The sequence below is a fragment of the Paenibacillus marchantiophytorum genome (assembly GCF_014640555.1).
GTDB lineage: Bacteria > Bacillota > Bacilli > Paenibacillales > NBRC-103111 > Paenibacillus_E > Paenibacillus_E marchantiophytorum.
In genome coordinates, this window is record NZ_BMHE01000030.1 from 43,236 (window position 1) to 66,650 (window position 23,415).

Annotated in this window: 23 protein-coding genes; 6 read left to right on the plus strand and 17 right to left on the minus strand. The window is 49.2% G+C overall.

Going from position 1 to position 23,415, the window contains the following annotated elements:
* Window positions 1-139 precede the first annotated feature (139 nt).
* On the plus strand, window positions 140-1,342 hold the full coding sequence (locus tag IEY34_RS23555) for an MFS transporter (RefSeq protein ID WP_373291318.1): 1,203 nt from the start codon (window positions 140-142) through the stop codon (window positions 1,340-1,342).
* A gap of 59 nt (window positions 1,343-1,401) precedes the next feature.
* On the opposite strand, the gene IEY34_RS23560 is transcribed toward IEY34_RS23555, so the two are convergent.
* From IEY34_RS23560 to IEY34_RS23570, 3 genes are read right to left on the minus strand one after another with little or no spacing between them, the layout of a single operon-like run.
* On the minus strand, window positions 1,402-1,725 hold the full coding sequence (locus IEY34_RS23560; protein WP_189015725.1) for a hypothetical protein: 324 nt from the start codon (window positions 1,723-1,725) through the stop codon (window positions 1,402-1,404).
* 6 nt (window positions 1,726-1,731) lie between these two features.
* On the minus strand, window positions 1,732-2,877 hold the full coding sequence (locus tag IEY34_RS23565; protein ID WP_189015727.1) for a D-alanine--D-alanine ligase: 1,146 nt from the start codon (window positions 2,875-2,877) through the stop codon (window positions 1,732-1,734).
* A gap of 41 nt (window positions 2,878-2,918) precedes the next feature.
* On the minus strand, window positions 2,919-3,938 hold the full coding sequence (locus tag IEY34_RS23570; protein WP_189015729.1) for an amidase domain-containing protein: 1,020 nt from the start codon (window positions 3,936-3,938) through the stop codon (window positions 2,919-2,921).
* Between the two features lie 456 nt (window positions 3,939-4,394).
* Between IEY34_RS23570 and acnA the strand changes: the two genes are divergently transcribed.
* Window positions 4,395-7,112, plus strand: a complete 2,718-nt coding sequence (gene acnA / locus IEY34_RS23575; RefSeq protein WP_189015731.1) for an aconitate hydratase AcnA — start codon at window positions 4,395-4,397, stop codon at window positions 7,110-7,112.
* Between the two features lie 266 nt (window positions 7,113-7,378).
* The gene (gene sleB, locus IEY34_RS23580; RefSeq protein WP_189015733.1) at window positions 7,379-8,038 is read left to right on the plus strand and encodes a spore cortex-lytic enzyme; all 660 of its coding nucleotides are present in this window, start codon (window positions 7,379-7,381) and stop codon (window positions 8,036-8,038) included.
* Between the two features lie 975 nt (window positions 8,039-9,013).
* On the opposite strand, the gene IEY34_RS23585 is transcribed toward sleB, so the two are convergent.
* On the minus strand, window positions 9,014-9,898 hold the full coding sequence (locus IEY34_RS23585) for a cation diffusion facilitator family transporter (protein WP_189015735.1): 885 nt from the start codon (window positions 9,896-9,898) through the stop codon (window positions 9,014-9,016).
* A gap of 61 nt (window positions 9,899-9,959) precedes the next feature.
* A complete protein-coding gene (locus IEY34_RS23590; protein WP_189015738.1) occupies window positions 9,960-10,703 on the minus strand; it encodes an IclR family transcriptional regulator in 744 nt (247 codons plus the stop codon).
* A 337-nt stretch (window positions 10,704-11,040) separates the two neighbouring features.
* Between IEY34_RS23590 and IEY34_RS23595 the strand changes: the two genes are divergently transcribed.
* Window positions 11,041-12,030, plus strand: a complete 990-nt coding sequence (locus IEY34_RS23595) for an alpha/beta hydrolase (protein WP_189015741.1) — start codon at window positions 11,041-11,043, stop codon at window positions 12,028-12,030.
* A 103-nt stretch (window positions 12,031-12,133) separates the two neighbouring features.
* Here IEY34_RS23595 and IEY34_RS23600 read toward each other — a convergent pair whose 3' ends face one another.
* From IEY34_RS23600 to queG, 6 genes are all read right to left on the minus strand, one after another.
* Complete coding sequence (locus IEY34_RS23600) at window positions 12,134-13,453, minus strand: deoxyguanosinetriphosphate triphosphohydrolase family protein (RefSeq protein WP_189015744.1); 1,320 nt, start codon at window positions 13,451-13,453, stop codon at window positions 12,134-12,136.
* Window positions 13,454-13,610: 157 nt separating this feature from the next.
* Window positions 13,611-14,198, minus strand: a complete 588-nt coding sequence (gene folE, locus IEY34_RS23605; RefSeq protein ID WP_189015747.1) for a GTP cyclohydrolase I FolE — start codon at window positions 14,196-14,198, stop codon at window positions 13,611-13,613.
* A gap of 28 nt (window positions 14,199-14,226) precedes the next feature.
* A complete protein-coding gene (locus IEY34_RS23610) occupies window positions 14,227-14,805 on the minus strand; it encodes a TetR/AcrR family transcriptional regulator (protein WP_189015750.1) in 579 nt (192 codons plus the stop codon).
* 136 nt (window positions 14,806-14,941) lie between these two features.
* A complete protein-coding gene (locus IEY34_RS23615; protein WP_047687552.1) occupies window positions 14,942-15,151 on the minus strand; it encodes a YneF family protein in 210 nt (69 codons plus the stop codon).
* Window positions 15,152-15,246: 95 nt separating this feature from the next.
* Window positions 15,247-16,278 carry an HD-GYP domain-containing protein gene (locus IEY34_RS23620; protein WP_189015753.1) on the minus strand — a complete coding sequence of 344 codons (1,032 nt, stop codon included), beginning with the start codon at window positions 16,276-16,278 and terminating at the stop codon, window positions 15,247-15,249.
* Window positions 16,279-16,283: 5 nt separating this feature from the next.
* A complete protein-coding gene (gene queG, locus IEY34_RS23625) occupies window positions 16,284-17,408 on the minus strand; it encodes a tRNA epoxyqueuosine(34) reductase QueG (protein WP_229757815.1) in 1,125 nt (374 codons plus the stop codon).
* Here queG and IEY34_RS36945 point away from each other — a divergent pair.
* Window positions 17,332-17,529 (plus strand): hypothetical protein, encoded by a 198-nt coding sequence (locus IEY34_RS36945; RefSeq protein ID WP_229757816.1) that lies wholly within the window; start codon window positions 17,332-17,334, stop codon window positions 17,527-17,529. The genes queG and IEY34_RS36945 overlap by 77 nt on opposite strands.
* Here the strand turns inward: IEY34_RS36945 and lepB are convergent.
* The 6 genes from lepB to IEY34_RS23655 all read right to left on the minus strand — a co-directional run bounded on the left by lepB (window position 17,497) and on the right by IEY34_RS23655 (window position 22,625).
* Entirely contained in the window at window positions 17,497-18,096 is a 600-nt protein-coding gene (lepB, locus tag IEY34_RS23630) for a signal peptidase I (RefSeq protein WP_189015759.1), read from the minus strand. The two genes, IEY34_RS36945 and lepB, sit on opposite strands and share 33 nt — an antisense overlap.
* Entirely contained in the window at window positions 18,097-18,651 is a 555-nt protein-coding gene (locus IEY34_RS23635) for a DUF402 domain-containing protein (protein WP_189015762.1), read from the minus strand.
* A 142-nt stretch (window positions 18,652-18,793) separates the two neighbouring features.
* A complete protein-coding gene (locus IEY34_RS23640; protein ID WP_189015765.1) occupies window positions 18,794-19,225 on the minus strand; it encodes a GNAT family N-acetyltransferase in 432 nt (143 codons plus the stop codon).
* A 362-nt stretch (window positions 19,226-19,587) separates the two neighbouring features.
* Window positions 19,588-20,787 (minus strand): MFS transporter, encoded by a 1,200-nt coding sequence (locus IEY34_RS23645; RefSeq protein WP_189015767.1) that lies wholly within the window; start codon window positions 20,785-20,787, stop codon window positions 19,588-19,590.
* A gap of 127 nt (window positions 20,788-20,914) precedes the next feature.
* A complete protein-coding gene (locus tag IEY34_RS23650) occupies window positions 20,915-21,943 on the minus strand; it encodes a DJ-1/PfpI family protein (protein WP_189015769.1) in 1,029 nt (342 codons plus the stop codon).
* Between the two features lies 1 nt (window position 21,944).
* Window positions 21,945-22,625: a DUF2306 domain-containing protein gene (locus tag IEY34_RS23655; protein WP_189015771.1), complete on the minus strand. Its 681-nt coding sequence runs from the start codon at window positions 22,623-22,625 to the stop codon at window positions 21,945-21,947.
* Between the two features lie 136 nt (window positions 22,626-22,761).
* On the opposite strand from IEY34_RS23655, the gene IEY34_RS23660 reads away from it, so the two are divergent.
* Window positions 22,762-23,352: a TetR/AcrR family transcriptional regulator gene (locus tag IEY34_RS23660; RefSeq protein ID WP_189015773.1), complete on the plus strand. Its 591-nt coding sequence runs from the start codon at window positions 22,762-22,764 to the stop codon at window positions 23,350-23,352.
* The last annotated feature ends 63 nt before the right edge of the window (window positions 23,353-23,415 follow it).

Sequence of the window (23,415 nt, forward strand, 5' to 3'; positions counted from 1 at the left end):
GATACGTTTATTATACAAATAATTGAGAATAGAAAAAATAACTATTTACAAAACGCTGCGTTTAGTATATCGTTTAATTACTAATTAGTAAACTATACGTTCAGTATTTAAAATTCAGAAAAGACTGAGGAGGATTATGATGGAAACAAAACAAAGGACGGAAGGTAAACATATTTCAAGTTGGATGATCTTTTTGCTAGCCGCATCTTGCGGGCTTATCGTTGCTAATCTTTATTATGCGCAAACCCTGATAGGACCAATAAGTGCCGATACAGGTCTGTCTGCCGCTGCGGCGGGTTTAATTGTTACTTTGACTCAAATCGGCTATGTGTTAGGACTCCTGTTTATCGTACCGCTCAGTGACATTATTGAAAACCGGCGTCTCGCCGTGATATCTCTCATTGTGGTAGTAGCTGCTTTGATTGGTGCCATATTCGCCCCTAACGCGCCTCTGTTTCTGATTGCGTCTCTATTCATTGGTTTGGGATCTGTGGTAGCCCAGATATTGGTGCCCTATGCGACTTACTTAGCTTCTGAAGAGCAGCGTGGCCGCGTTGTGGGGAATGTGATGAGTGGATTATTGCTCGGCATCATGTTTGCTCGTCCAGTTGCGAGCTTTATTGCTAGCTTTTGGGGATGGAAAACGGTATTCCTTCTGTCTGCGATTGTCATTGCGCTCTTAACGGTGTTATTGTCGCGTGTTCTTCCTGAGCGGAAGCCTTCACCTGCCATCAACTACAGTAAATTGCTCCTCTCATTAATCACTCTTTTGCGCCAAACGCCTATATTGCGCCGCCGCGCCATCTATCAAGCTTGCTTGTTTGCGGCCTTTAGCCTTTTTTGGACTACGGTCCCTTTGCGACTGATCGATGAATTTGGAATGTCTCAGCAAGGCATCGCCTTGTTTGCCTTAGCAGGTGTAGGAGGAGCCGTCGCGGCGCCGATCGCTGGGAGACTTGCGGATAAAGGCTTGACGCGACTTTTGACCGGATTGGCCATGCTGATTGCAGCCTTATCCTTTGGGTTGGCTTATTTATTTCAAAATAATTCAACTACAGCTCTCGCTCTCCTGGTTGTTGTCGCTATTCTGCTGGATATGGCTGTATCGGGAAACCTTGTGCTAGGACAGCGCGCGATTTATTCGTTGGGGAGTGAAACAAGAGGTCGTTTGAACGGGTTATTCATGTCCATCTTCTTCATTGGCGGCGCAATCGGCTCCTCGTTGGGCGGCTGGTCTTATGTCCATGGGGGCTGGAATTTCACAACTCTGCTCGGAATTGCGCTGCCGCTTGTGGCCTTACTTTACTATTTTACGGAAAAAAGAGCTTTAGCGAGGACATAAGCATACGAAAAGGCGCCTTCCCTTGCGGGACGGCGCCTTCTTCCATCTGATTGACCCAATTACGCTTGCTCTTGCTCACCGAAAAACATCTCAAAAGCCAGCGCCGTTTGAATCTTCGCTTCTTCTTCGTTCAGCCGGCGAATAAGCTCCATTTCCACTTGCGTCACTTCTTCTCCTTGGAAATTAATTTCCGCGATGGAGGCGACGATGCGAACAATGGCAATTGCCTGATTATCCGGCGTGTACGCGATAACCTTCTGACCTGTCGGGAAGACGCGGAAACCGCTCTTCACCATTTTGCCGCGACCATATTCCAGCAGCTCGAACAGCTCCTGCGCGGACTTGAATTTGCATACTGAATTAAATTCGGTTTGAAATCCCATTTGCATCTACTCCACATCAAAAGAATATTGGATACTTTGCTTCGTCGCATGCCGTTCGATCGCTAATTGGATCAAATCATCGAGCAGCTCTGCGTAGGGCTTACCAGTTTCTTGCCACAGCAAGGGGTACATGCTGAATGGGGTGAAACCCGGCATCGTGTTGATTTCGTTGATGTAGATTTTGTTATCGGCTTTGCCTAGGAAGAAATCCATACGTGACAAGCCGCTGCCATCCACAGCCAAGTAGGCTTGAATTGCCAGCTGTCTAATTTGTTCAGCTGTTTCCGCGGGAATATCGGCAGGAATCACCATAGCTGACTTGCCATCGAGATACTTCGCTTTGTAATCGTAGAATTCGTTGGATGAAACAATTTCACCCGCTACAGAAGCGATAGGCTCATCATTACCCAGAATAGCGACTTCAATCTCACGCGCATCGATATTTTCTTCAATGATGACTTTGCGGTCGTATTGGAAGGCAAAATTGACAGCTTCGATTAATTCTTCTTGATTTCTCGCTTTGGAAATACCAACACTGGAACCTAGATTAGCCGGCTTCACGAAGCAAGGATAACCGATCGCTGTTTCGAGCTCGACCAAATGATACGCCCGATTCTTCTCCCACTCCGTACGCGTGAAATGACGGAAAATGCATTGCGGCAGTCCCTCTTGCGCAAAAATTTTCTTCATCATGACTTTATCCATTCCGACTGCAGACGCAAGCACGCCTGCCCCTACGTATGGAATATTGGCCATTTCGAGCAAACCTTGGATCGTTCCGTCTTCCCCGAACGTACCGTGCAGCAGCGGAAATATGACATCCATCCCTGTGTTCTTCGTTGCGGAGGCGCCTGCTGCGGCAACACTCACATCGCCTTTGGCTTGAATAGCTCCGAATATAGGAGCGAATGCGTTAGAAGCAGGCGCATTTGCGGCATCTCCCGTGCTGAAGGTGAGAGCCTCTTTGGATTCTGCCGGACCAAGCAGCGGCGCACCGCTTCTCCACTCCCCTTTTTTGGATATATAAAACGGTGTTACCTCATATTTCGTGAAGTCTACGGCTTTCATAACTGCCAGTGCCGTTTGCAAGGACACGTCATGCTCTCCGGATTTCCCTCCATAAATGAGTCCAATTCTGATTTTGCCGCTCATTCCGTACCTCCGTCTAGTCGTTCTATTTCCGTTCTTACCTATTACATTTCATCAGCAACTCGAACGAAAACGTATTTGGTCCGCTCCGTCCAAGCGGGTGAATCTTTATAAGCCCAATATCGATTTCGGCTATTATACGTGTGGGCATTCACAAGAGGCATATCGTTGGCATCTTTGCCAATGACGATGACGTTGTGCTGGAACCGGCCGTCGCCGTCCCAATCGTAGCTAATTGTGTCTCCCTGCTGCAGTTCGCGCGGATCATCCACGGCATGACCATGAAGCCCCTTGCGGCTGTGCGAGAGAAATGATTGCAAGCTGTTGGCTACCGCCCAGCTGAAGCTCCACAGCTCTTGATGGCCTCTTCTGCCAGCGTACCACCAGCCCAAATCCCTTTTTCCAGTATAGTCCATTGGAGCCCCGCCTGCAAAGAGGCATTGCGAGACAAAGTTGGTGCAATCGACTTCGAATTCTTCATATTTGGGGTTCGGGGTTTTCCACCAAGTTTCGGCATACTCTACAGCTTTGGGGCGGTTATAAATGATTTTTCGCGGAGCGAATTCCTGGGCCCCGCTGTTGAGAATACTATGGTTGATGTAAGGAAGAGAGGGGGCTCTTCGCAGCCCTTCCACGAAATCTTCAGGCTCAGGCATAACAAAGCCACGCGACTTACCAGGAAGCGATTTCTCAGCTTGCATTGCTTCCGCAAACCTTACTTGCCAGCGGTTCGCTGTATGATCTATGGTGACGCGTTCTGTTTCAATCCGCTCCTCCAAATGCTGCGTTGATCCGATCTGATAATGCAGGAAACGATGCATTCTGATTTCTGTAATCGTCTCCTGAGCGGATTCTCTGACTCCTGTGAGGCGAAGCTTGGTTTCTCCCCGCAGCAGCTTGGCGTCGCGTTCTCGGTAGCAGTCCAGCAGCCTGCGAATACGGACATCCTGTGTGCGAAGATAAGCGCTGTCGGCGATAAAGGCTTCAAGCGGTGCTGCAGAGCCTTCGACCTCTGCTTGATTTTTGGCGTGAACGTAGTTGTAGAGCGCTGTTTGCCAGGACATCTTGGGTAACCTCCTAAAATAGTTTTCCGATAAGAGACTCCAAAGACTGCTATTTATTGAAAAGCACGTGTGTGAGGCATACTAAGAGTCTTTAGAAGCTTCTATTTCCCTTAAATTGACACAAAACAGACGAATCCCAGTAATTAGAAGTCTTTAGAGACTGCTAATCGGCATCTTTCTTCCCATATTTCATGAATAGAAGTCCCAAAAGACTTTTATCCAAACATGCTTTAGCGACTCTTAGAGCCGCCTGCAAGTGTTTCTTGCTCATTTTCTGAAGGACGAGCCCGATTTGCTTTGAATTGATTCAATATATGACATTTATCCGATAAAAATGATTGAAATAAATCTTTACTGATACACAGTGAGACGGTATACTTGAAGTAGGGGATAAATGAAATTGAGTTTCACTAGTTGAAACTCGGTGGATGAAGATATTTTAAGGAGGAATTACCCATGTCCAACAAGGACTCTTTTTCCGTGCGTAAGCAGTTAACTGTCGGCACGAAATCGTTCCAGTATTACAGTCTTCCTGACTTTGAAAGCCAAGGTCACGGCACTATCAACAATTTGCCTGTTTCCATCCGCGTTTTGCTTGAAGCTGCTATTCGTCAATTCGACGGTCGCGCGATTACAAGCGAACATGTGAAACAAATCGCTGGCTGGGCTGAAGGCCGCGATGAAAACAAAGAAATTCCTTTCATTCCTGCTCGTATCGTTCTTCAGGATTTCACCGGAGTTCCAGTCGTCGTTGACCTTGCGGCAATGCGTGCGACTATGGCTCGTGAAGGTGGAGATCCGAGAAGGATCAACCCGCTTGTTCCTGTAGACCTTGTTATTGACCACTCTGTCATGGTTGATGCTTTCGGATCCCCGGATGCACTCGAAATGAACATTAACTTAGAATTCGAAAGAAACGAAGAGCGTTACCGCTTCTTGCGTTGGGCTCAAACGGCATTCGATAATTTCCGTGCTGTTCCTCCTTCAACAGGTATCGTTCACCAAGTTAACTTGGAGTACCTGGCTTCCGTAGCCGCTACGAAAACAATCGACGGTGAAACTGTCGTTTACCCAGATTCCTTGGTTGGTACTGACTCCCATACAACCATGATCAATGGTCTTGGTGTTGTAGGTTGGGGCGTCGGCGGTATCGAAGCTGAAGCAGGCATGCTTGGACAACCGCTTTACTTCGTAGCTCCGGACGTTGTTGGTTTTAAATTGACAGGCCACTTGGCAGAAGGCGCTACAGCGACTGACTTGGCTTTGACTGTTACGCAAATTTTGCGTAAAAAAGGCGTTGTTGGTAAATTCGTTGAGTTCTTCGGTCCTGGTCTGAGCAACATTTCCTTGGCTGACCGTGCAACTGTAGCTAACATGGCTCCTGAGTACGGCGCAACCATCGGTTTCTTCCCAGTTGACAACGAAACATTGAACTACCTGAAATCTACAGGCCGTGAAGCTGATCAAATTGCACTTGTCGAAGCTTACTACAAAGCACAAGGCATGTTCCGTACAGACAGCACACCGGATCCTGTATTCACAGAAGTTGTTGAACTAGATCTTGGTTCCGTAGTACCAAGCTTAGCTGGTCCTAAACGTCCTCAAGACCGTGTTGAGCTTACGAACATGAAAGAGTCTTTCAACTCCATCATCCGTACGCCGATCGACAAAGGTGGATATGGCCTGACAGACGAGAAAATCAACGAAGTTGTAGAAGTCGTTTACCCAAGCGGCGAAACAGCGAAAATGGGCACAGGCGCTGTCGTTATTGCAGCGATCACTTCCTGTACCAACACTTCCAACCCAAGCGTTATGCTAGGTGCCGGACTTGTAGCGAAAAAAGCGGTAGCTCGCGGTTTGAGAAAACCAGCTTTCGTAAAAAGCTCCCTGACACCAGGCTCCTTGGTTGTTACCGAGTACCTGATCAAAGCTGGCTTGCTTGAGCCTCTAGAAGCACTAGGCTTCCACGTTGCAGGTTACGGCTGTGCAACTTGTATCGGTAACTCCGGTCCGCTTCCAGACGAAGTCAGCAAAGCTATCATCGATAACGATATGACAGTGGCTGCCGTTATTTCCGGTAACCGTAACTTTGAAGGCCGTGTACATGCGCAAGTCAAAGCCAACTACCTGGGATCACCTCCACTTGTTGTTGCTTATGCTCTTGCAGGAACAGTAAACATTGATTTGGCTAACGATCCAATCGGCTATGACCAAAACAACCAACCTGTCTACCTCAAAGACATCTGGCCAACAAACCAAGAGATCCAAGAAGCTCTGGGCATTGCAATGAGCGCTGATATGTTCCGTGACAAATACAGCAATGTATTCCGTGCGAACGAGCGTTTCAACGAAATCGCAATTCCAGAAGGCGATCTGTACGAATTCGACAACAAATCCACTTACATTCAAGAACCTCCGTTCTTCACGGATCTGGGTACGGTTCTGGATGATATCGCGGATATTCGCAACGCCAAAACATTGGCTCTGCTTAGCGATTCCGTAACAACGGATCACATCTCGCCAGCAGGTAACATCAAAGTTGACAGCCCAGGGGGCCAATACTTGATCGACCATGGCGTCAAAAAAGAAGATTTCAACTCCTATGGTTCCCGTCGTGGTAACCACGAAGTGATGATGCGCGGTACGTTCGCGAACATCCGTATTCGTAACCAAGTGGCACCTGGCACAGAAGGCGGCGTAACAACTTACCTGCCAACTGGCGAAGTTGAGTCCATCTACGATGCTTCCATGAAGTATCAAGCTGAAGGCCAAAACCTTGTCGTTATCGCTGGTAAAGAGTATGGAACTGGAAGCTCCCGTGACTGGGCAGCCAAAGGAACATTCCTGCTCGGCGTGAAAGCTGTTATCGCAGAAAGCTTCGAGCGTATTCACCGCAGCAACCTTGTTGGTATGGGCGTTCTTCCACTTCAATTCCTTGATGGAACTGGCTGGAAAACACTTGGTATCACAGGTCGCGAAACATTCGATATCACAGGTCTGAGCAACGATGTTCAACCAGGTTCGACGGTTAAAGTTACAGCAACTCGTGAAGACGGAACAAGCTTCGAATTCAACGCTCTCGTGCGTTTGGACAGCTTGGTTGACGTGGATTACTACCGTAATGGCGGTATCCTGCAAACCGTTCTTCGCTCCATCCTTGCTGAGAATAAATAATTCAGTTTACAACATGCAAACACACACACACATGTATGCAAAAACACACCAAATCCGGGAATGCCTTATGGCATTTTCGGATTTTTTTATTTGGATAAGATGCGGCTGCTAATAGGTTCACCGGACTGTGAATGCGTTTTCTTCGAGTTTGCGCCACACGCTGAACCCTTAGAGCCCCAAGTGATTGACTTACATTTCCAAATACTGCGGGTTGAGCCTGCCTTTCTCCCCTACTATACTGGGTAGAGCGAAAGGGGAGATGAACGATGAACACATTGAAAAAGCTCGTCTTAGTCATGCTGTTCGCGTCGATCGGGTTCGGGTATACTGCAAGTCAGTTCAGCCAACCGACTTACGCGGCAGAGGCTGCCTTACAGTTAGGTACTCAAAACGGAGACGTATGGGACGCACAGTTTCGTCTAAAAATGTTAGGCTATTATACGCAGCCGGTGGATGGCAAATACGGTCCTGTAACTGCCGCGGCTGTTCGTAATTTTCAATATAATTATGGCTTAACCGTTGATGGTCTTGTCGGAGCGAATACGTGGCAGAGCTTGCGTAAATACTCCGTAAATCAAGAAGATCTGGACATTCTGGCTAGAGTGGTCTACAGCGAGGCACGTGGTGAGTCTTACGAAGGACAAGTGGCGGTGGCCGCCGTTGTCATGAATCGCCTGAAGTCGAGTCAGTATGCCAACACGATTGAAGGCATTGTATTTGCCCCAGGAGCGTTCACAGCAGTAAGTGACGGCCAATACTGGCTCACACCGGACAGCACGGCCTACAAGGCTGCACAGGACGCCGTACGAGGCTGGGACCCAACCAAAGGAGCGACCTACTACTTTAATCCAGAAACAGCGACAAGCGCTTGGATCTGGTCACGTCCGCAAACCGTGCGGATTGGTCATCACATCTTTGCGAAGTAACATGGCGCATACAGAAAACCGTCAGGGGGATTAGTAGTCCCCTGACGGTTTTTTTGCGTTTCAGTCTTAGTGCTACTGCTATGCACCCCTCTATTCGCCAGTTCGCATGCTTTTAACGCTGTGTTTCAGCGTTAAAAACTAGATCTCACCTGCTACCCTTGCTGTAACGCTGCATTTCAATCTTAACTACTCCCATTTGTTCCTTTCCACGTGAGTTCTGTTGGTGTAGCGCTGTTTTTCAGCGTTAAAAACTAGTTTTCACCTGCTCCCCTTGCTGTAACGCTGTATTTCAATCTTAACTACTCCCATTTGATCCTTTCCACGCGAGTTCTGTTGCTGTAACGCTGTTTTTCAGCGTTAAAATCTTGTTTTCACCTGCTACCCTTGCTGTAACGCTGTATTTCATTCTTAACTGCTCCCATTTGTTCCTTTCCACGTGAGTTCTGTTGCTGTAACGCTGTATTTCAGCGTTAAAAGTTAGTTTTCACCTGCTACCCTTGCTGTAACGCTGTATTTCATTCTTAACTACTCCTGTTTGTTCCTTTCCACGTGAGTTCTGTTGCTGTAAACGCTGTTTTTCAGCGTTACAAACTAGTTTTCACCTGCTACCTCAGTTGTAACGCTGTATTTCATCCTTAACTGTTCCAATTGGCTCCTCTACACGTGATTTCTCATGCTGTCGAGAAAGTCTCGGCAGCCTTTATTTTTTGTGTTTGGGTTTGAGTATTGGAGAGTGACTCCCATCCCGAGTTTGCGCTGTTGGGCCCCCCACCGTGATGTAGGGGTTCGATGCGCTGAGAATAAGATAGCTGAAAGTGTTTATTTGTTCGAAGGGCTGCTGGTTCGGAGGTATTAGCAAGGCACGTTAATTCCCCCATTCTCTCGACAACAAGCGTATAAAGACAGCATCTCTTTTAGCACAAAAAAAACTATCCCCAGGTTCTGAAACCTGCCGGATAGCTTAGCTTTCTACACCTATTCCTCATACCAAGGATTCAGATGCACGAGCACCTCATCCACGTCGCTATGAGCTGCTTTGATTTTTTGCTTGATAGAGCGGCTGATATCGTGGCCTTCTTGAATGGTCAATGTCCCGCGAACGGCAAGCCTGGCGTCGACTAGTATGTAATGGCCATGCTCCCGCGCCCGCAAACGGTCAATGCGTTTGATCTCTGGTACAGAACGGATCAAGGCCGCATATTGTTCAATCTGATCCAAATTTACACTTCGCTCCATGAGAATGTCGAAGGATTCTCTGCCCATTTCGTAGGCCAGCTTCAAGACCAGGAAAGAGACGATGATCCCCGCTACGGGATCTCCATACGCCAGGATGGCATAGCCGAAATGCTCGCCAATCAGAGCCAACCCGATACCTACGGATGCAGCAATAGAGGCATAGACGTCCGCCAAATGGTCGTAGGCGGTAGCGATTAAGCCTTTGCTGTTGAGTTGGCGGCCGATGCGCATGGTGTAGACATAGAGAATTTGCTTCCAGATCAGCGAGATGACCGCTGCGACAAACGCGATCCAATGCGCCGCGCCCGCTGGCTCGAATAGCGCATGTATGGAGTGATAGCCCATATAAATGGCGGCTCCGGCCAAAATGATCGCGACGATAAAGGCGCCAAGCACTTCAGCCTTGCCGTGGCCATAGGGATGATCCACATCGGCCGGCTTCGAAGATACGCGCATGGAGCTGTACGCCGTCGCAGAGGCGATTACATCACCGGCGTTATGGATGCCGTCGGCGATGAGCACTTGGCTTTGGAACGTGAGTCCGACGAATATTTTGATGGCGGTAAGCACGACGTTGCTGGCAAGACTAATCCAGATCGCCAGCATCGAGGCTGTCTTCTTCATACTTGCCACATCCTTTCCCACTTCTAGTATGGACCTCCTAGAAGATAAGCATCCGTCGCCGCTAGCGCAGCATGGTTCCCATCCGTCGCGCCGCTTCCATAATCAGCGGCGCCTGCTCTTGCATGACCTCCAGCGTCAGCCTGTTCGCTGGGCCCGAAACGGCAAGGGCGGCGACCAGCCGGCCGCCTCGATCCAAGACCGGTGCGGACACAGCCGCTGCACCGGGCTCGCGCTCTTCCACGCTCGTGGCGAAGCCAGCGAGCTTGGTGTCGCTGAGCTGCTGCAGGAACGCCTGCTGGTCCAGCCCCGTCGGCCAGTCGGCCGAGGCTAGCAGTTGTTCCCGCAGCGCGGGCTCAGCGAAGGCGACGAGCACCTTGCTCGAGGCGCCGACGTACAAAGGCATTCGCGCCCCGACAGGGGCTACGCGGCGAATAGCCTGGTTGCTTTGCACGGCTTGGATGCGCACGCGAAGCAAGCCGTCCTGCACGTACAGCGAGATCGTTTCGCCGAGTTGGTCGCGCAGCCGCTCCATCTCCGGCAGCAGAATAATGCCGGGGTCTCCCTCTTTGGAAAGGTTGGCGGACAGCTCCCAGAGCCGGTAGCCAAGCCGGTATTTATCAGTTGCGGCATCGCGCATGATAAAGCCCTTCCCTTCCAGTGAAGCAAGCAAACGGTGGACAGTGCTTTTGTGCAAATCAACGCGGCTTGCAATTTCTGTTAAAGTAAGTTCTGTTGCCCCCGTAAAACAGAGCATAATATCTAAAGCGCGCTCTACAGCACGCACGGTCAGCTTGCCATCTTCCATGACGAACACCACTTTCCTTATATGGATATCTAAGATATGCCAGTTGTGCAAAGAAGTTGATTAGTTTCACTATATGAAACCCAATTACATCTAGTATAACCAAACTCCCCCTATGCGTAAAGGTCAATGATCTGTTTCTTCCATTGTTACAGAACGATTACAGAGGCCTTACAATTGGTGCATCTTCATTGACTTGAAAGCGCATTCAGAATAATATTAAGTTAATAGATTACTTATCAGAATATTTTGTCAATTCTATTCCTGATTCATTCTCCCTATGACCTCTTAGAGCAACTAGGATAACTCACACTAACTTTTATGGAGGGAGGGTGCTGCGATGTCAACAACATCTCTATCCCCTGGTTCACTGCAACCCACACTTGACGAGGTCGTAACTCGACCCCTTTTACGCAAAAAAAGGCTGGTTCTCACCATCCTCATCTCATTCCTGACCCTATGTCTGTCACTCTTGCTTGCCTTTCATGCTTATATTGCTTGGACGCTCGCTAGACCGCACATTGATCCGCTTCATTCAGATCCGATGAGAGCTGTCGGACTGCCTTTCAGCAGCGTGACTTTCCCGAGTAAGGACGGAACATCGCAATTGGACGGCTGGTTCATTCCCGCTAAATCAACCAAAACTGTCATCTTCTCCCATGGCTATGGCGGCAATCGCGAAGAGTTATGGGTACCGCTCTACAACTTGGCGCGCGAGCTTCATTTGCAAAACTACAATGTCCTCATGTTCGACTATGGCTATGTCCACCCTGGCAGCAAACGATTGATGACTGGCGGTATTCAAGAATCTCAGGAACTGCTTGGCGCTATTGATTACGTTAAGCATCTTTCCAACAACGGTTCTATCTATATCTGGGGCTTCTCGATGGGGGCAGGAACAGCGCTGCAAGCCGCTCTCCAGAATGGCAATGATATCTCAGGAATGATCCTGGACAGCACCTTTCTGCTGAATCCGGATACACTCTATCACAATATGAAGCAGGTCGTGAACGTTCCCAAATTCCCATCTTTACCGCTGGTTCGTTTATTCTTCCCGCTGCTTAACGGCGTAAGCTTGCACGAAGTGCCTTATAATAAGGTCACCTCCACCGCTTACCCGATGCCGATCTTCTTCATCCATGGGACTGAGGATTACAAAGCTCCCTACGGTATGGTGGAGGATATGTTCAAGCAGCAGAAAGATGCCGAATCCAAGCTATGGATCATTCCCAAAGCGCAGCACGAACTGCTCTACCGGGCAGAACCCAAAGCCTATATTCGCAAAACGATGAACTTCCTGAATGGCATTGCGACGGCGCCTGTCTCTTAACTCTGGTATTCCCTCCTCCCTATAAAATCGGCCCTAAACAGAACAAGAACGCTGACTCTGGTCAACGTTCTCGTATCTGCCTATGAGGTCGATATTTTTTTGCCTAATCCATCTCGTAGATCGATCCGGACTTGCTTGCGAACAGCTCGGCATAGACTTTCTCCGCGTACGCATCCGTCATCCCGGAAATATAATCGGCAACGAACCGCGGCCAGCTCCAATTGCCTCTGCGCCGCTCATAGCTGTCGATCCAGTCAGGCGGAATAATCCATTGGCCCTTGTCTTGGTCGATAAAGCTGTCCCACAAGCGCTCCACGATGATTTCACTGCGTTTTTGCAGACGCAGTACACGGAAATCTTTGATCAGGGTGACCCAAGCGAGCTTCTTGAGAATTTCCATCGTCCGCAGCATGTTCATATTCTCCGCTCCGTCTTTGACGAGGGCAACCTTCTTCCAGCCACGGTCAGGATCATCTATGATATCCAGACAACTGGCGAAGGAGCTTACCCAACGCGCTTTCATCTCTCTGCGCGTCCGTGATTCTTCCCGATTGCATTCGATGAAAATCTGCTTCCACTGCTCTAAGTAATCAGTCAGCACCTGTCTGACCATGACTTCAATATCCACTTGCTCCCAGCCGAATTTATGCTTATTGGGATCATTCAGGATCTCCATGACCAGATGCCGGATCAATCGCTGATCTTCAAAAAAGGTCGCGTTCATTTGAATTTTCCCCGCACGGATGCCGTCTTCAATGTCATGGGTCGAGTAGGCGATATCATCACACAAATCCATCAATTGGGCCTCCAGCGTGGAACACCCCTCCGGCATCTGCCACTGTGCTCTCAGATCACGGATAATGTCCCATTCGGAACCGTACACCCCTTTGAGCCTGCCTTCCTCCTCAATCAGGAACGGATATTTATTAATCCCCAGCAGCACCGCCGCGGTTAGGTCCAGACCGCTTTCACTGCCTGCTCTTTTTTCCAGGAACATCAGGATTCTGAAGTTTTGGGCATTGCCCTCATATTTCAGGCCGTGATCCTTCAGCAGAATATGGTTCAGTACTTCCTCCCCTTTGTGCCCAAAAGGCGGGTGACCGAAATCATGGGCAATCGACGCGCATTCTACCACAGTAGGATCGATTACAAGCCCTGGATGCTCTCTCTTTTGAAGAAAAGGATTCGTGCGCTCCAGACGTTTGGCCACTTCTCTGGCAATTTGTGCAACCTCCAGCGAATGGGTGAGTCGTGTCCGATAGTAGTCACCTGAACCAGCACCGAACACCTGTGACTTCCCTTGCAGCCGACGAAAGGTCGGTGACTGAATGAGCCGCGCATAGTCGCGTTCAAATTCATCTCGTTCTTCACTCACTTTAGAGGAAGCGGCCTCGCCGGGCCGATATTTCCGTATGTCATTCATAAGCTTGCCTCCCCGAGTGCTATGCCCTATCCCTGCAACGTTTATAAAAGAATACTATATCTGCCGCCCCTGCAACAAGTCGTTGCCAGTGATCTGAACAAAAAAAAGGAATGCCGCACAAGACCATTGTCTTCATGCACATTCCTACGCGAGTCTCTTATTTTAACAATGACAGAAATTCCGAACGCAATGTTGCGTCTTTACGGAATGAACCGCGAACCGCCGAGGTAATCGTCTGACTGCCATATTTCTTCACGCCTCTGGCGCACATGCACATATGTTCACCTTCCACCACAACCATCACGCCATGCGGTTTCAGCACTTCATCCAGAATGTCTGCAATTTCAGAGGTGATCCGTTCCTGCACCTGCAGCTTGCGAGTAATAACATCGACCAGACGGGCAAATTTGCTTAATCCCGCCACTTTGCCGCTTGGCAAGTAACCGATATGCACTTTACCGAAAAATGGCGCCATATGATGCTCACATTGGCTGTAGTAAATGATGTCCTTAATAATGACCAGCTCTTCGTGCTGCTCGTCGAAGGTCACACCCAATACATCGCGGGGATTCGCTTCATAGCCGGAGAAGATTTCTTCATACATCCGAGTGACGCGAGCCGGCGTCTCCAGCAGACCTTCCCGATCTACATCTTCGCCGATTAACCTCAATATTTCCCGGACATGCTGTTCGATGAGCTCCCGATTCTCGGAAACTCTATTATTTTTATAATCGATTGAAGCCATGTTTTCTCTCACACCTCTTTCTATGTCTCTACCCCATGCAAACCGTCAGAAGCTTGATACTATCGCGCATTGCTCTACTATCTTTGTGCGCTTTGGTCAGCAGCATACCGCCCTGCAGCAAGGATACGATAGGCATCGCGAACTCCACGGGCGTTAACCCTTGCAGAGACAGCTCTCCCCGCTTCGTACCGTCTTGCAAGCAATTCTTGACCTCAGTCTCCATCTCGCTAAAAAAACGGCTTAGCGGCTTGCGCAGCTCCTCTGAGCTGTCACTAAGCTCCAAGGCCAGGTTGCCGAAGAAGCACCCTTTCCGACAAGCATGCTCTTCACAGAAGCTCAGCATTCTTTCGAACAAGTCCAATACGCGCTGTTTCGGCGATAATTCCGAATTGCCCAGACTCGGTTCCAAGACGACTTGCCGCATCTCCTGCACCTTGCGTTCAATCACTTTCACGCCCAGCTCTTCCTTGCTTTTAAAATGATAATAAAAATTACTTTTGCAAACCCCGCTGCTCGACAAAATATCTTCCAGTCCCGTTCCTTGAAAGCCATGGTCATGAAACAGCACCATCGCCGCTTCGAGGATGCGGTCTTTGTTGCTTGCCATCGATTAGCCACCTCTGAATAGTACTGGTATGTCCTACATCTTCCATACCTGACCATAATAGGAAGGGCTCATGCTGTCAGCCGTTGGTACGGTGGACAGCAAAGCCCTTGTGAAGGGTCATCTTACACCCAACGTCTTATTTCCATTTTTGGTTTTTCATCATTTGCTGCGCTTTGTTCAGTTGCTGCTTATTCATGTTGTAGCCCATTTGCTTCGCCATTTTGGCCAGCATTTCGGGATTGTTCTGCATCGACTCCAGCTGTCTTTTCAAATAGAATACGCCGATGAAAAAACCGCCGACTAAGCCCACAATCAACGTGAGAATAGGTATAAGATAACTCCACATCGTGAATGCCCCCTGCTTGTACATAGTCATATTGTTGCATTACTTTATCATATCATTTCTGTTCATCGCTTTACAAATGAGTTTCTAGGCCAAAATCACAGCACTTGCTCAATAAATAGAGTGGTGTGTTTGGCCAAATCAATCTCCTTGATGTCCAGTTCCCGGTCCATCGTGTCTTGCTTCACAATACGGACAATGGGACGGCTTGGCAGTCCGCGATGCTGTCCCACCACAACGCCGGTCTCCCGACTAGATAAACGCACCGAAGAGCCCGTCGGGTAAATCGAAACGATTTTCAGAAATTGAATTAAAATATCACGATCCAGCTTCGTCTCAGCTAATGCCATCATATGCTCGCAAGCCTCATAAGGCATCATCCTTCGCCCTAAGGAAATATCGAAGAGCAAGTTATCATACATGTTAGCGACAGCTGTGATTTTGGCATAGACATGGATATCCTCACTCAGCAGCCCTCTCGGCAATCCAGACCCGTCCATAGCTTCGTGGTGCTGGAAAGCAACGTGCGCCACCAACAGGCTGAATTCCCGTTTACTTTTCAAAAGTTCAAAGCCTCTCCACGTATGATGCCGCTTCAGATCAAGCGATTCATCGTCAAACAGAAGTTCTGCTTTGCCTACATCATGCAGCAGTGCGCCTACGGCGAGCTCTTTCAATTGCGTTTCACTAAAGCCCATATTAATGCCGATCAACACAGCCATCATGCAAACATTCGTCGCATGGACATACATTTCGTTATCCTTCGTGCGAATATCGGTCAACTGAATCAAGACGTCGCGATTTTTCATCACTTCATCCAGCAAGGTATTGATGGAAATACTCATCGAACGAGAGTTAAACTCCTTGCCCGATTGAATCGCCGCGAAGGTCTGGCCCATCTGCTGCATGACGATCCGTTTCGTCTCTTCCGAGAGAATTTCCGGAATCTCCACATCCTCCAGATTGGGATCCTGAATGTAGATCATCGTGACCCCGATGCGATTGAGTGTGTTGATCATGAAAACCGTTAGCTGCACGCCCTCAGAAAGCAGGATAGATCCATTGCTGGCAAATATCGTACGCCCCAAATATTGACCCGATTCAACGGAATCCAAATGGACATATTTCATAGAATTCACTCCATTTTATTCAGTTTCGACCTGCTCATTGCCTTCACAGCTTTCTCCACATCCTGCAGAACAGCGGACTCCTGTTCCTTGGCTTGGGCTCTAGCCAGAGCAGCCTCGGCTTCCTCCCCGCCAATCCGCCCCAGCGCCCATGCACAGGTTGCCCGAATCTCAGGCCTTGGGTCGGACAGGAGCAGTTCGCTTAGAATCGGCACAGCCGACACGTCCTTGAAATTGCCAAGGGCGATAATCGCGTTGCGCTGAATCGGCTTCTTGCCTCTCCAGGAGGCGGCGATACGGCCGTATTGTTCCTTGAATTCCTTGTTCGTCATGGTGAGCAATGGAACCAGCAGCGGCTTGACTTTCTCCGGGTCAGGCTGCAGTTCAGGCTGATGTGTCCAATTCATCCCTTTATTCTTAGGGCAAACGATTTGGCAGGTGTCACAGCCATAGATACGATTGCCAATTTTAAGTTTAAACGCGTCATCGACATACCCCTTGGTCTGTGTAATGAAGGAGATGCAGAGGCTTGAATTCAACTGCCCTGGGCCAACTAGCGCCCCTGTGGGACAGGCGTCTATGCAGATCGTGCAATCCCCGCACTGATCCATAATAGATGTATCGGATGCAAACGGAATATTCGTAATCATTTCGCCCAAATACACCCACGAGCCCCATTCCGGTGTGATGACCGCACAGTTCTTGCCGCTCCAGCCGATCCCTGCGCGCTCGGCCACGGCCCGGTCGACCAGGACACCGGTGTCGACCATGCTCATCAACCGCGCATCCGGCACGCGCTGCGCGATGAAAGCCTCCAGCTTCGCGAGCCGGTCGCGAAGCACATCATGGTAGTCGCGCCCCCACGAGGAGCGCGAGATGATGCCCCGATAAGCCCCAGGCTCGGATCGGGGCGGGTTCGGCAGTTTCGACGGGTACGCTACCGCGATGGCAATGATCGACCGCGGCGCGTCGAAGCTCAGCTCGGGATGAACCCGCTTCTCGATATCCGGCTCTTCGAAGCCGGATTCGAACCCCTTCTCCCGGTGGCGGAGAAGGATGTCTTTCAGTGCCGTGAACGGCTCTGCTGACGTGAAGCCGATCTTGTCGATGCCGAGGGACGACGCGGCTTCCACGATCTCTTGCCGCAGCTTGCTGAAATCGGCAGGCGTCCCTGCTGCGATGGTGGTGGGAACCGCCATTCGTCACACCTCTCTTCTGCGTTTAGAGTTTCGCGGCCATCGAGAATGGCCATAGGACATACTCGGCCCGGCCTTGAATCAGGCTCGCCGGGACAGCCCCAAATCTGCGGCTGTCGGCGCTTGCCGCCGCATGGCGGTTATCGCCCATAACGAAGACGCAGCCCTGCCCGATATGGATCGGGCCGAAGTCGCCATCTTCTATGGGCGTATCTGTGTACGGCTCTTCCACTTTGTCGCCGTTGATGTACAAAAATCCGGCTCGGCCTTGCACCTCGTCACCGCTGATGGCAACAACTCTTTTCACCAGGAAAAGGTGCTTCGCCAGAGCAAATTCCTTAGACTCCTTGAGGATAACAACCTCGCCGCGCTTGGGTGCTTTCAGGTAGGTAGTCGCCTTGTTGACGAACAGCCACTCCCCCTCCTGCAAGGTAGGCAGCATCGAATTCCCGCGAACGGTCGAGAGGTTAAACCCGAACTGGTGCACGAGAATGACAACAAGAAGAGCTACGAGAATGGATTTCGTCCAATCCCACAGCTCATGGGTGAAGCTTCTCGACTCCGTATCCTGTCTGGGCCGAGCAGTCGCTTTATTCGTATCATTCCGCCCTACAAAGAAGCTCATTCATGCTCCTCCGTTCTTATGCTTTTCCCACTGTTCATAGTAATACAGCACCATCTCATCTTGAAAAGGAGGCTTGTCTGCATTCACCAGTTCGAGAACTGCGGCAAGCCCTTCCTTGACTTTCCTTTCGACAAGCGGCGAATAATGATAATTCAGCTTATGACGTTCATATTCATCTTGATCCACGATATGCACAGAACGGTCCGGCATGCGTATAACATCAAGATCATAGTCGATATACGTTAAAACTTGTTGGATGACATACATGGGAGAAGCCACATTACAATAATATCTAACGCCTGCTTCTTCGATTAGAGCTACAATGTTAAACCACATTTTGGGAATGAAGAAAGAAACGCCTGGAATACGGCTTACCCATTCCTTGCCGTCAGCTTCCTGAATTTTGGTCTGGCTGTTGATAAAAACCATCATATCTTGCTGCTTATGAGCGGCATGCAGAATATGCTGCGGAACCCGCCAATTCGTCAGCCACATCCGGTGAAGATGTCCATCATGTTTGAAGCTTTTTATCACATAAGGCGCGAAGTTATCCATGTCTCAAAGCTCCTCCGTTGATAGCTGGCGATAAGTTCCTTATTATATAGAAAAGCATATCTGACCCCCAAATGCAATGGCGGCACCGATATGCTTCCCTCGATCCAAATCTATTCAACTAAACGAGCTTCCGAACAATCCGTTAGACGCTGACTTTCTTCACAATACTAAGACGATGTGCGGCCCGTGAAAAATCAGATGTGCTGTAACCTGCTGACTCATACACAGGTAGTACCATTTCGTTATGGACGTCTACCGTTACCATAATTTTGTGCACGTTCCGTTGGAGGAACCTTATCTTCATGGACTCGATCAAGGCCTTGCCGATACCCTTACGTTGATACTCTGTGGCAACTGCAATGCGGTAATAGTAGCCGTTGTTGTTATCGATGGTCCCGATAATGATGCCAACAATCTGCGATTCTTCTTGAGCGATAAGAACAAGTTCCGTATCCCAAGAAAGTTGACGAGCAAATGCTTCCATCGTTTCTTCATAGCAGGATTCCGATAAAACGTCCTGCAAGAGTGTTGTCACGGAAGAAGTATCACCAAGTTGAAATGAACGAACATGCATACGGTTCTCTCCCAATCCCCTAGTATTGTTAGGATTAATTTTCTGGTAAATTAGTAAATACGACAAAAAAGTACGGAATCCTGCTGAAAATGTGTTAAAATTCACAAAAATCTTTGTTTTTTTCACATTTCCTCTTGAAAGCGCTTAATTGCAAGCGTTTTCAACAAATTTCATGCTTTTCACACGTTTTTTATGTCACTAAATACCTAGGATTTGCTCCTTGAGTAACCGTTAACAGCTTATTCAATTTTTTAATAAAACATTCGCTTAACATACCGGAAGAAGCCGTCCCTGAAGGACGACCTCATCTTAAATCCTATATGGGCGGAACGGGATAGCGCTGCGTTCCGCTAAGTGACAATTCACTCTGCTGAAGGAACAGCGTTCACCTTCGGTCCGCGATGCTTGAAGAAAAACGCGACACTGATGAGCGCCAGACCATTGACCGCAAAAACAAGCGGGATTCCAATCCAGCCGCCCAGGAAACCGCCGATGATCGGCCCGCTCATCGTCCCTAGCTGTGTAGCCGATTGATTCAGGCTAAACGCCCTGCCTCGAAAGCTGGGATCGGTGAATTTCACGATAAGCGCGTTTAAAGCGGGATACACGGCTGCAAAAAACAGCCCGTAGCTAAACCGCAGTATGCCAAAAGCCAACAAATGATGGGTGCCTAGCTGCAAGAGATTCCCTATCCCGCCGCCCAGCAGGCCGATAAACAGGGTTTTGGAGTAGGTGATTTTTTGGCCGAGCTTCCCCCATCTCGGCGCTGCAATCACGGTCGCGATGCCTACCGCAGAGAAAATAATCCCTGAAGTGAGCGAAGCCGAGCCTTGGTTGCCGCCCATTTGGAGCACGTAGATGGTCAGCAGCGGCTCCACGATCATGACCGAGGTCGCTACCAGCATGGTAACGCCGAGAATCATCATGAAAGGCCGATTATGCGCAGCCGACTTCAAGTCATCCACCACGCCTGATCGCGCAGCCGAGCGGTTAAAGTTGGTTTCTTTGGCTCCAAAGAGCCCAATGAAAGCTGCAACCAAGACGACACAGCCAGAGACGAGGAACGATTCCCGGTTGCCCACCCAATGGCTGACGAATCCCCCCACCAACGGACCAATTACACTTCCGGCGGCGCTTGCAGTTGACATGACGCCCAGCGCATAGCCGACTTCTTTTTCCGGCGTATTCGTAGCAATTAATGCAATGGAAGCCGGGACAAAACCAGCCAGCAGTCCTTGAAGAATTCGCACACCCAGAAACAGATAAGGGTCATGTACGAAAAATGTCGCAAAATAAAGCACACTAAGACTGAAACCAGAGCGAATCAACATCGGTTTACGGCCATACTTGTCCGCCAAGGAGCCCCAGTAAGGAGCAATTAGGGCGCTTGCCAGAAAGGTGATGCCGAATGTAATACCTGACCATGCTTCAAGCCCTTTATTAATGCCGAGTTCTGTGTGCAAAAAAATAGGTAAAAAAGGAATAGAGATCGTATAAGCCATCCCACAGAAAAAGACACCGATCCATAACGTGATGAGATTTCGTTTCCATGAAAACGCCATTGTTGTAAACCTCCTGATGCTTAATAACTGCGTACCCCACGATGATGTTCATCCGACAACCTCACTTGATAAATTTATTTTATCATCTTTGGATAGATATTAGAAATTTCGCATCAGATTCGCGGAGTCATAATCGCTCTCCGACTAACCGGGAAGCCGGCAGTAAGCCTGCCTTGGCAGTGCCTGTCATACGGTCCCCCTCGACCGTTACCTCGAACTTCAAGTTCAAGCGCATCGGTTTCGTTACCCGCTGCGACCATGAGAGCTGGTTCCCCATGCGGACTGGATCTTGGAACGCGGTAACTTCACTGCCTTGCTGCGCTTCTCCCGTAATCTGACCATTACTGGTTTCAATGCTCAGTATGACCGGCATTTTGCCTAGGGGCGTAGCGATCACCGTGCTCCATCTTCCATCAAAGAGAAAATCCAGCGCTGCCTCCTCTTGAGCCTGACCAGGACGAAGGGATTCGTCTGAGCGATGCTCCGCGGAAGGCGCCTCTAGATTCATGGCTTCGCTTGCCAGTGGCAGCCCCTTATTGCGCCAAACCGTGCCTCGCCGTTCAAATTCAAACAGCGATTCCACGGCGTGAGCAATGCGCGGCCCAAGCTGGCGCTCCACCACATAGATGGCAACATCGAGTCCCGATGTCACACCGCCGCCTGTCACGAGATTGCCATCGTCGACAATCCTTGCAGCAATGGGAATCGCCCCCGTGGCCCCCAGAGCATCCATCCCCAGATGGTTCGTCACGGCATGACGCCCTTCGAGCAAGCCGCCCAACGCGAGTAACAGCGAGCCTCCGCAGACCGTTACAACCGTCAAATCCCCGAGCTGCATGGCTTCCCGCATCAAGTCTGTTAACTTGGTTTGCGCAGCCCTCCCTAGAATTGCGGGCACGCTATCCTCGCCATCGCCGAGAACTGCGCCTGATGCGCCAGGCACCACAATGAGATCGGCTATGCTTGGATCAAGCATGCCGCTGGCGGGAATCTGCAGCCCATTGATGCCGCTGGCTACGAGCCTGGCGCCTTCTGCTGTAACGAGTTCAACCTTCAAGTCTCCCCCTGTGTACATGTTAGCTGCACAAAACACTTCATAAGGAGCGATCGCATCCAGCAGATCAAAACCATCAAACAATACAATTTGTATATACATCCTATAGCTCCTTTCTGTTCGCTTGAACTGCCACGTTCGGAGTCTTTCTATACACAAAGCGGATCACTAATTCAGCCAAAATAAAGTTAAGCAGGATGGCTCCATAGACCCCCATGGTGTAGCTTAATTCATACTTTAAACCAGCGCCTTCATAGAGGATGAAACTGATGAGATGTATGAACAAATTCGTGAAACAGAAGAGATAGCTGCGAACCATCCACTTGCGATGCTTGATGATGTTCTTGCGCTTAATTTGCACAATGGCTGCAATCGTCATAGCAAACCAGACCATGCTCACCAGGTTGAAAGCCACACTATTTATTTTCCCGCCGGTCGTATAAGGCGCCATATACCCCGAAGTTAGGACAACTACAAACACAGCAATAACATAAAGATAGCCATTCACCCTGTGAAATTTGCGCGCGCTGCGCAAAAGGGTCTGCGAGAAGTTGAGGATCCCTGTCAACATAGCCAGGCAAGCGGCGCCTACATGGATATGCATGACATCCAACCAAATGGGTAGATTCATAGGACGTTTCAAATCGATTTTGCGACTCAAAAATACCGTTGCTTGCGGATCTACGAATAAATTCATCAACGTTACATAAGCCATATAAAGGATTAAAACGGTCAGTACAAGCGGATATATGTAGTTCTTTTTCGATGTAGCCTGTTTCGCCATTGGATGCTCTCCCCTTTTTATTTTTGAGACCGAACCGTACGGTCTTTTTTATTGTACAATAATCTATGCTATGATTCACTTATAAAATGTTACAATATTACGAGAGTGTTAATGTCTCTGTGAAAGGATACTGAGCATGCGCAAAGGTGAACAAACCCGACTGCATATTATTATGAAATCTGCGGAGCTCTTTAACGACAAAGGCTACACAGGTTCGACTATACAAGATATCATGAAAGCAACAGGCCTAACGAAGGGCGGCATTTATCGCAGCTTCGCTAATAAAGATGAGATTGCACTCGAAGCTTTCGCCTATGCGGGACAAGTGCTTTGGAGACATTTCGCCGAGGCTGTTGAGGGTGCGTCTACGGCAACGGGTAAAGTTATCGCAATGTGTGATGTCTACAGCGATACCGTTCATAATCCGCCGCTGAAAGGCGGGTGCCCTTTTCTCAATACAGCGGTAGAAAGCGACCATTCCTTCCCCATTCTGCGCGAGCGAGCGTTGGGCGCTTATGAGCAAATGCTCGGTTTCATCCAGGGCATTTTGCTGAAGGGCGTTGCTGAAGGTGAGTTCCGAACCGACCTCCCTGCTGAGTCTGTGGCTTCCTTTATTTTCTCCGCCATCGAAGGCGGCATCATGGCAAGCCGCTTGTCGCGGGATAATAAGCATATCAGCTATGCCAAAGCGAATATTGAACTGCTGCTAACTTCTTTCCAAAAATAAAAGAACCCCAATTTCCATCTTAACTGGAATTTGGGGTTTATATATAAGCAATTGCAGGAAAAA

Coding starts and splice junctions, on each gene's coding strand:
- IEY34_RS23555 (WP_373291318.1), top strand. CDS start 140: ATGGAAACAAAACAAAGGACGGAAGGTAAACATATTTCAAGTTGGATG.
- IEY34_RS23560 (WP_189015725.1), bottom strand. CDS start 1,725: ATGGGATTTCAAACCGAATTTAATTCAGTATGCAAATTCAAGTCCGCG.
- IEY34_RS23565 (WP_189015727.1), bottom strand. CDS start 2,877: ATGAGCGGCAAAATCAGAATTGGACTCATTTATGGAGGGAAATCCGGA.
- IEY34_RS23570 (WP_189015729.1), bottom strand. CDS start 3,938: ATGTCCTGGCAAACAGCGCTCTACAACTACGTTCACGCCAAAAATCAA.
- acnA (WP_189015731.1), top strand. CDS start 4,395: ATGTCCAACAAGGACTCTTTTTCCGTGCGTAAGCAGTTAACTGTCGGC.
- sleB (WP_189015733.1), top strand. CDS start 7,379: ATGAACACATTGAAAAAGCTCGTCTTAGTCATGCTGTTCGCGTCGATC.
- IEY34_RS23585 (WP_189015735.1), bottom strand. CDS start 9,898: ATGAAGAAGACAGCCTCGATGCTGGCGATCTGGATTAGTCTTGCCAGC.
- IEY34_RS23590 (WP_189015738.1), bottom strand. CDS start 10,703: ATGGAAGATGGCAAGCTGACCGTGCGTGCTGTAGAGCGCGCTTTAGAT.
- IEY34_RS23595 (WP_189015741.1), top strand. CDS start 11,041: ATGTCAACAACATCTCTATCCCCTGGTTCACTGCAACCCACACTTGAC.
- IEY34_RS23600 (WP_189015744.1), bottom strand. CDS start 13,453: ATGAATGACATACGGAAATATCGGCCCGGCGAGGCCGCTTCCTCTAAA.
- folE (WP_189015747.1), bottom strand. CDS start 14,198: ATGGCTTCAATCGATTATAAAAATAATAGAGTTTCCGAGAATCGGGAG.
- IEY34_RS23610 (WP_189015750.1), bottom strand. CDS start 14,805: ATGGCAAGCAACAAAGACCGCATCCTCGAAGCGGCGATGGTGCTGTTT.
- IEY34_RS23615 (WP_047687552.1), bottom strand. CDS start 15,151: ATGTGGAGTTATCTTATACCTATTCTCACGTTGATTGTGGGCTTAGTC.
- IEY34_RS23620 (WP_189015753.1), bottom strand. CDS start 16,278: ATGAAATATGTCCATTTGGATTCCGTTGAATCGGGTCAATATTTGGGG.
- IEY34_RS36945 (WP_229757816.1), top strand. CDS start 17,332: ATGTCTTTCAGTGCCGTGAACGGCTCTGCTGACGTGAAGCCGATCTTG.
- lepB (WP_189015759.1), bottom strand. CDS start 18,096: ATGAGCTTCTTTGTAGGGCGGAATGATACGAATAAAGCGACTGCTCGG.
- IEY34_RS23635 (WP_189015762.1), bottom strand. CDS start 18,651: ATGGATAACTTCGCGCCTTATGTGATAAAAAGCTTCAAACATGATGGA.
- IEY34_RS23640 (WP_189015765.1), bottom strand. CDS start 19,225: ATGCATGTTCGTTCATTTCAACTTGGTGATACTTCTTCCGTGACAACA.
- IEY34_RS23645 (WP_189015767.1), bottom strand. CDS start 20,787: ATGGCGTTTTCATGGAAACGAAATCTCATCACGTTATGGATCGGTGTC.
- IEY34_RS23650 (WP_189015769.1), bottom strand. CDS start 21,943: ATGTATATACAAATTGTATTGTTTGATGGTTTTGATCTGCTGGATGCG.
- IEY34_RS23655 (WP_189015771.1), bottom strand. CDS start 22,625: ATGGCGAAACAGGCTACATCGAAAAAGAACTACATATATCCGCTTGTA.
- IEY34_RS23660 (WP_189015773.1), top strand. CDS start 22,762: ATGCGCAAAGGTGAACAAACCCGACTGCATATTATTATGAAATCTGCG.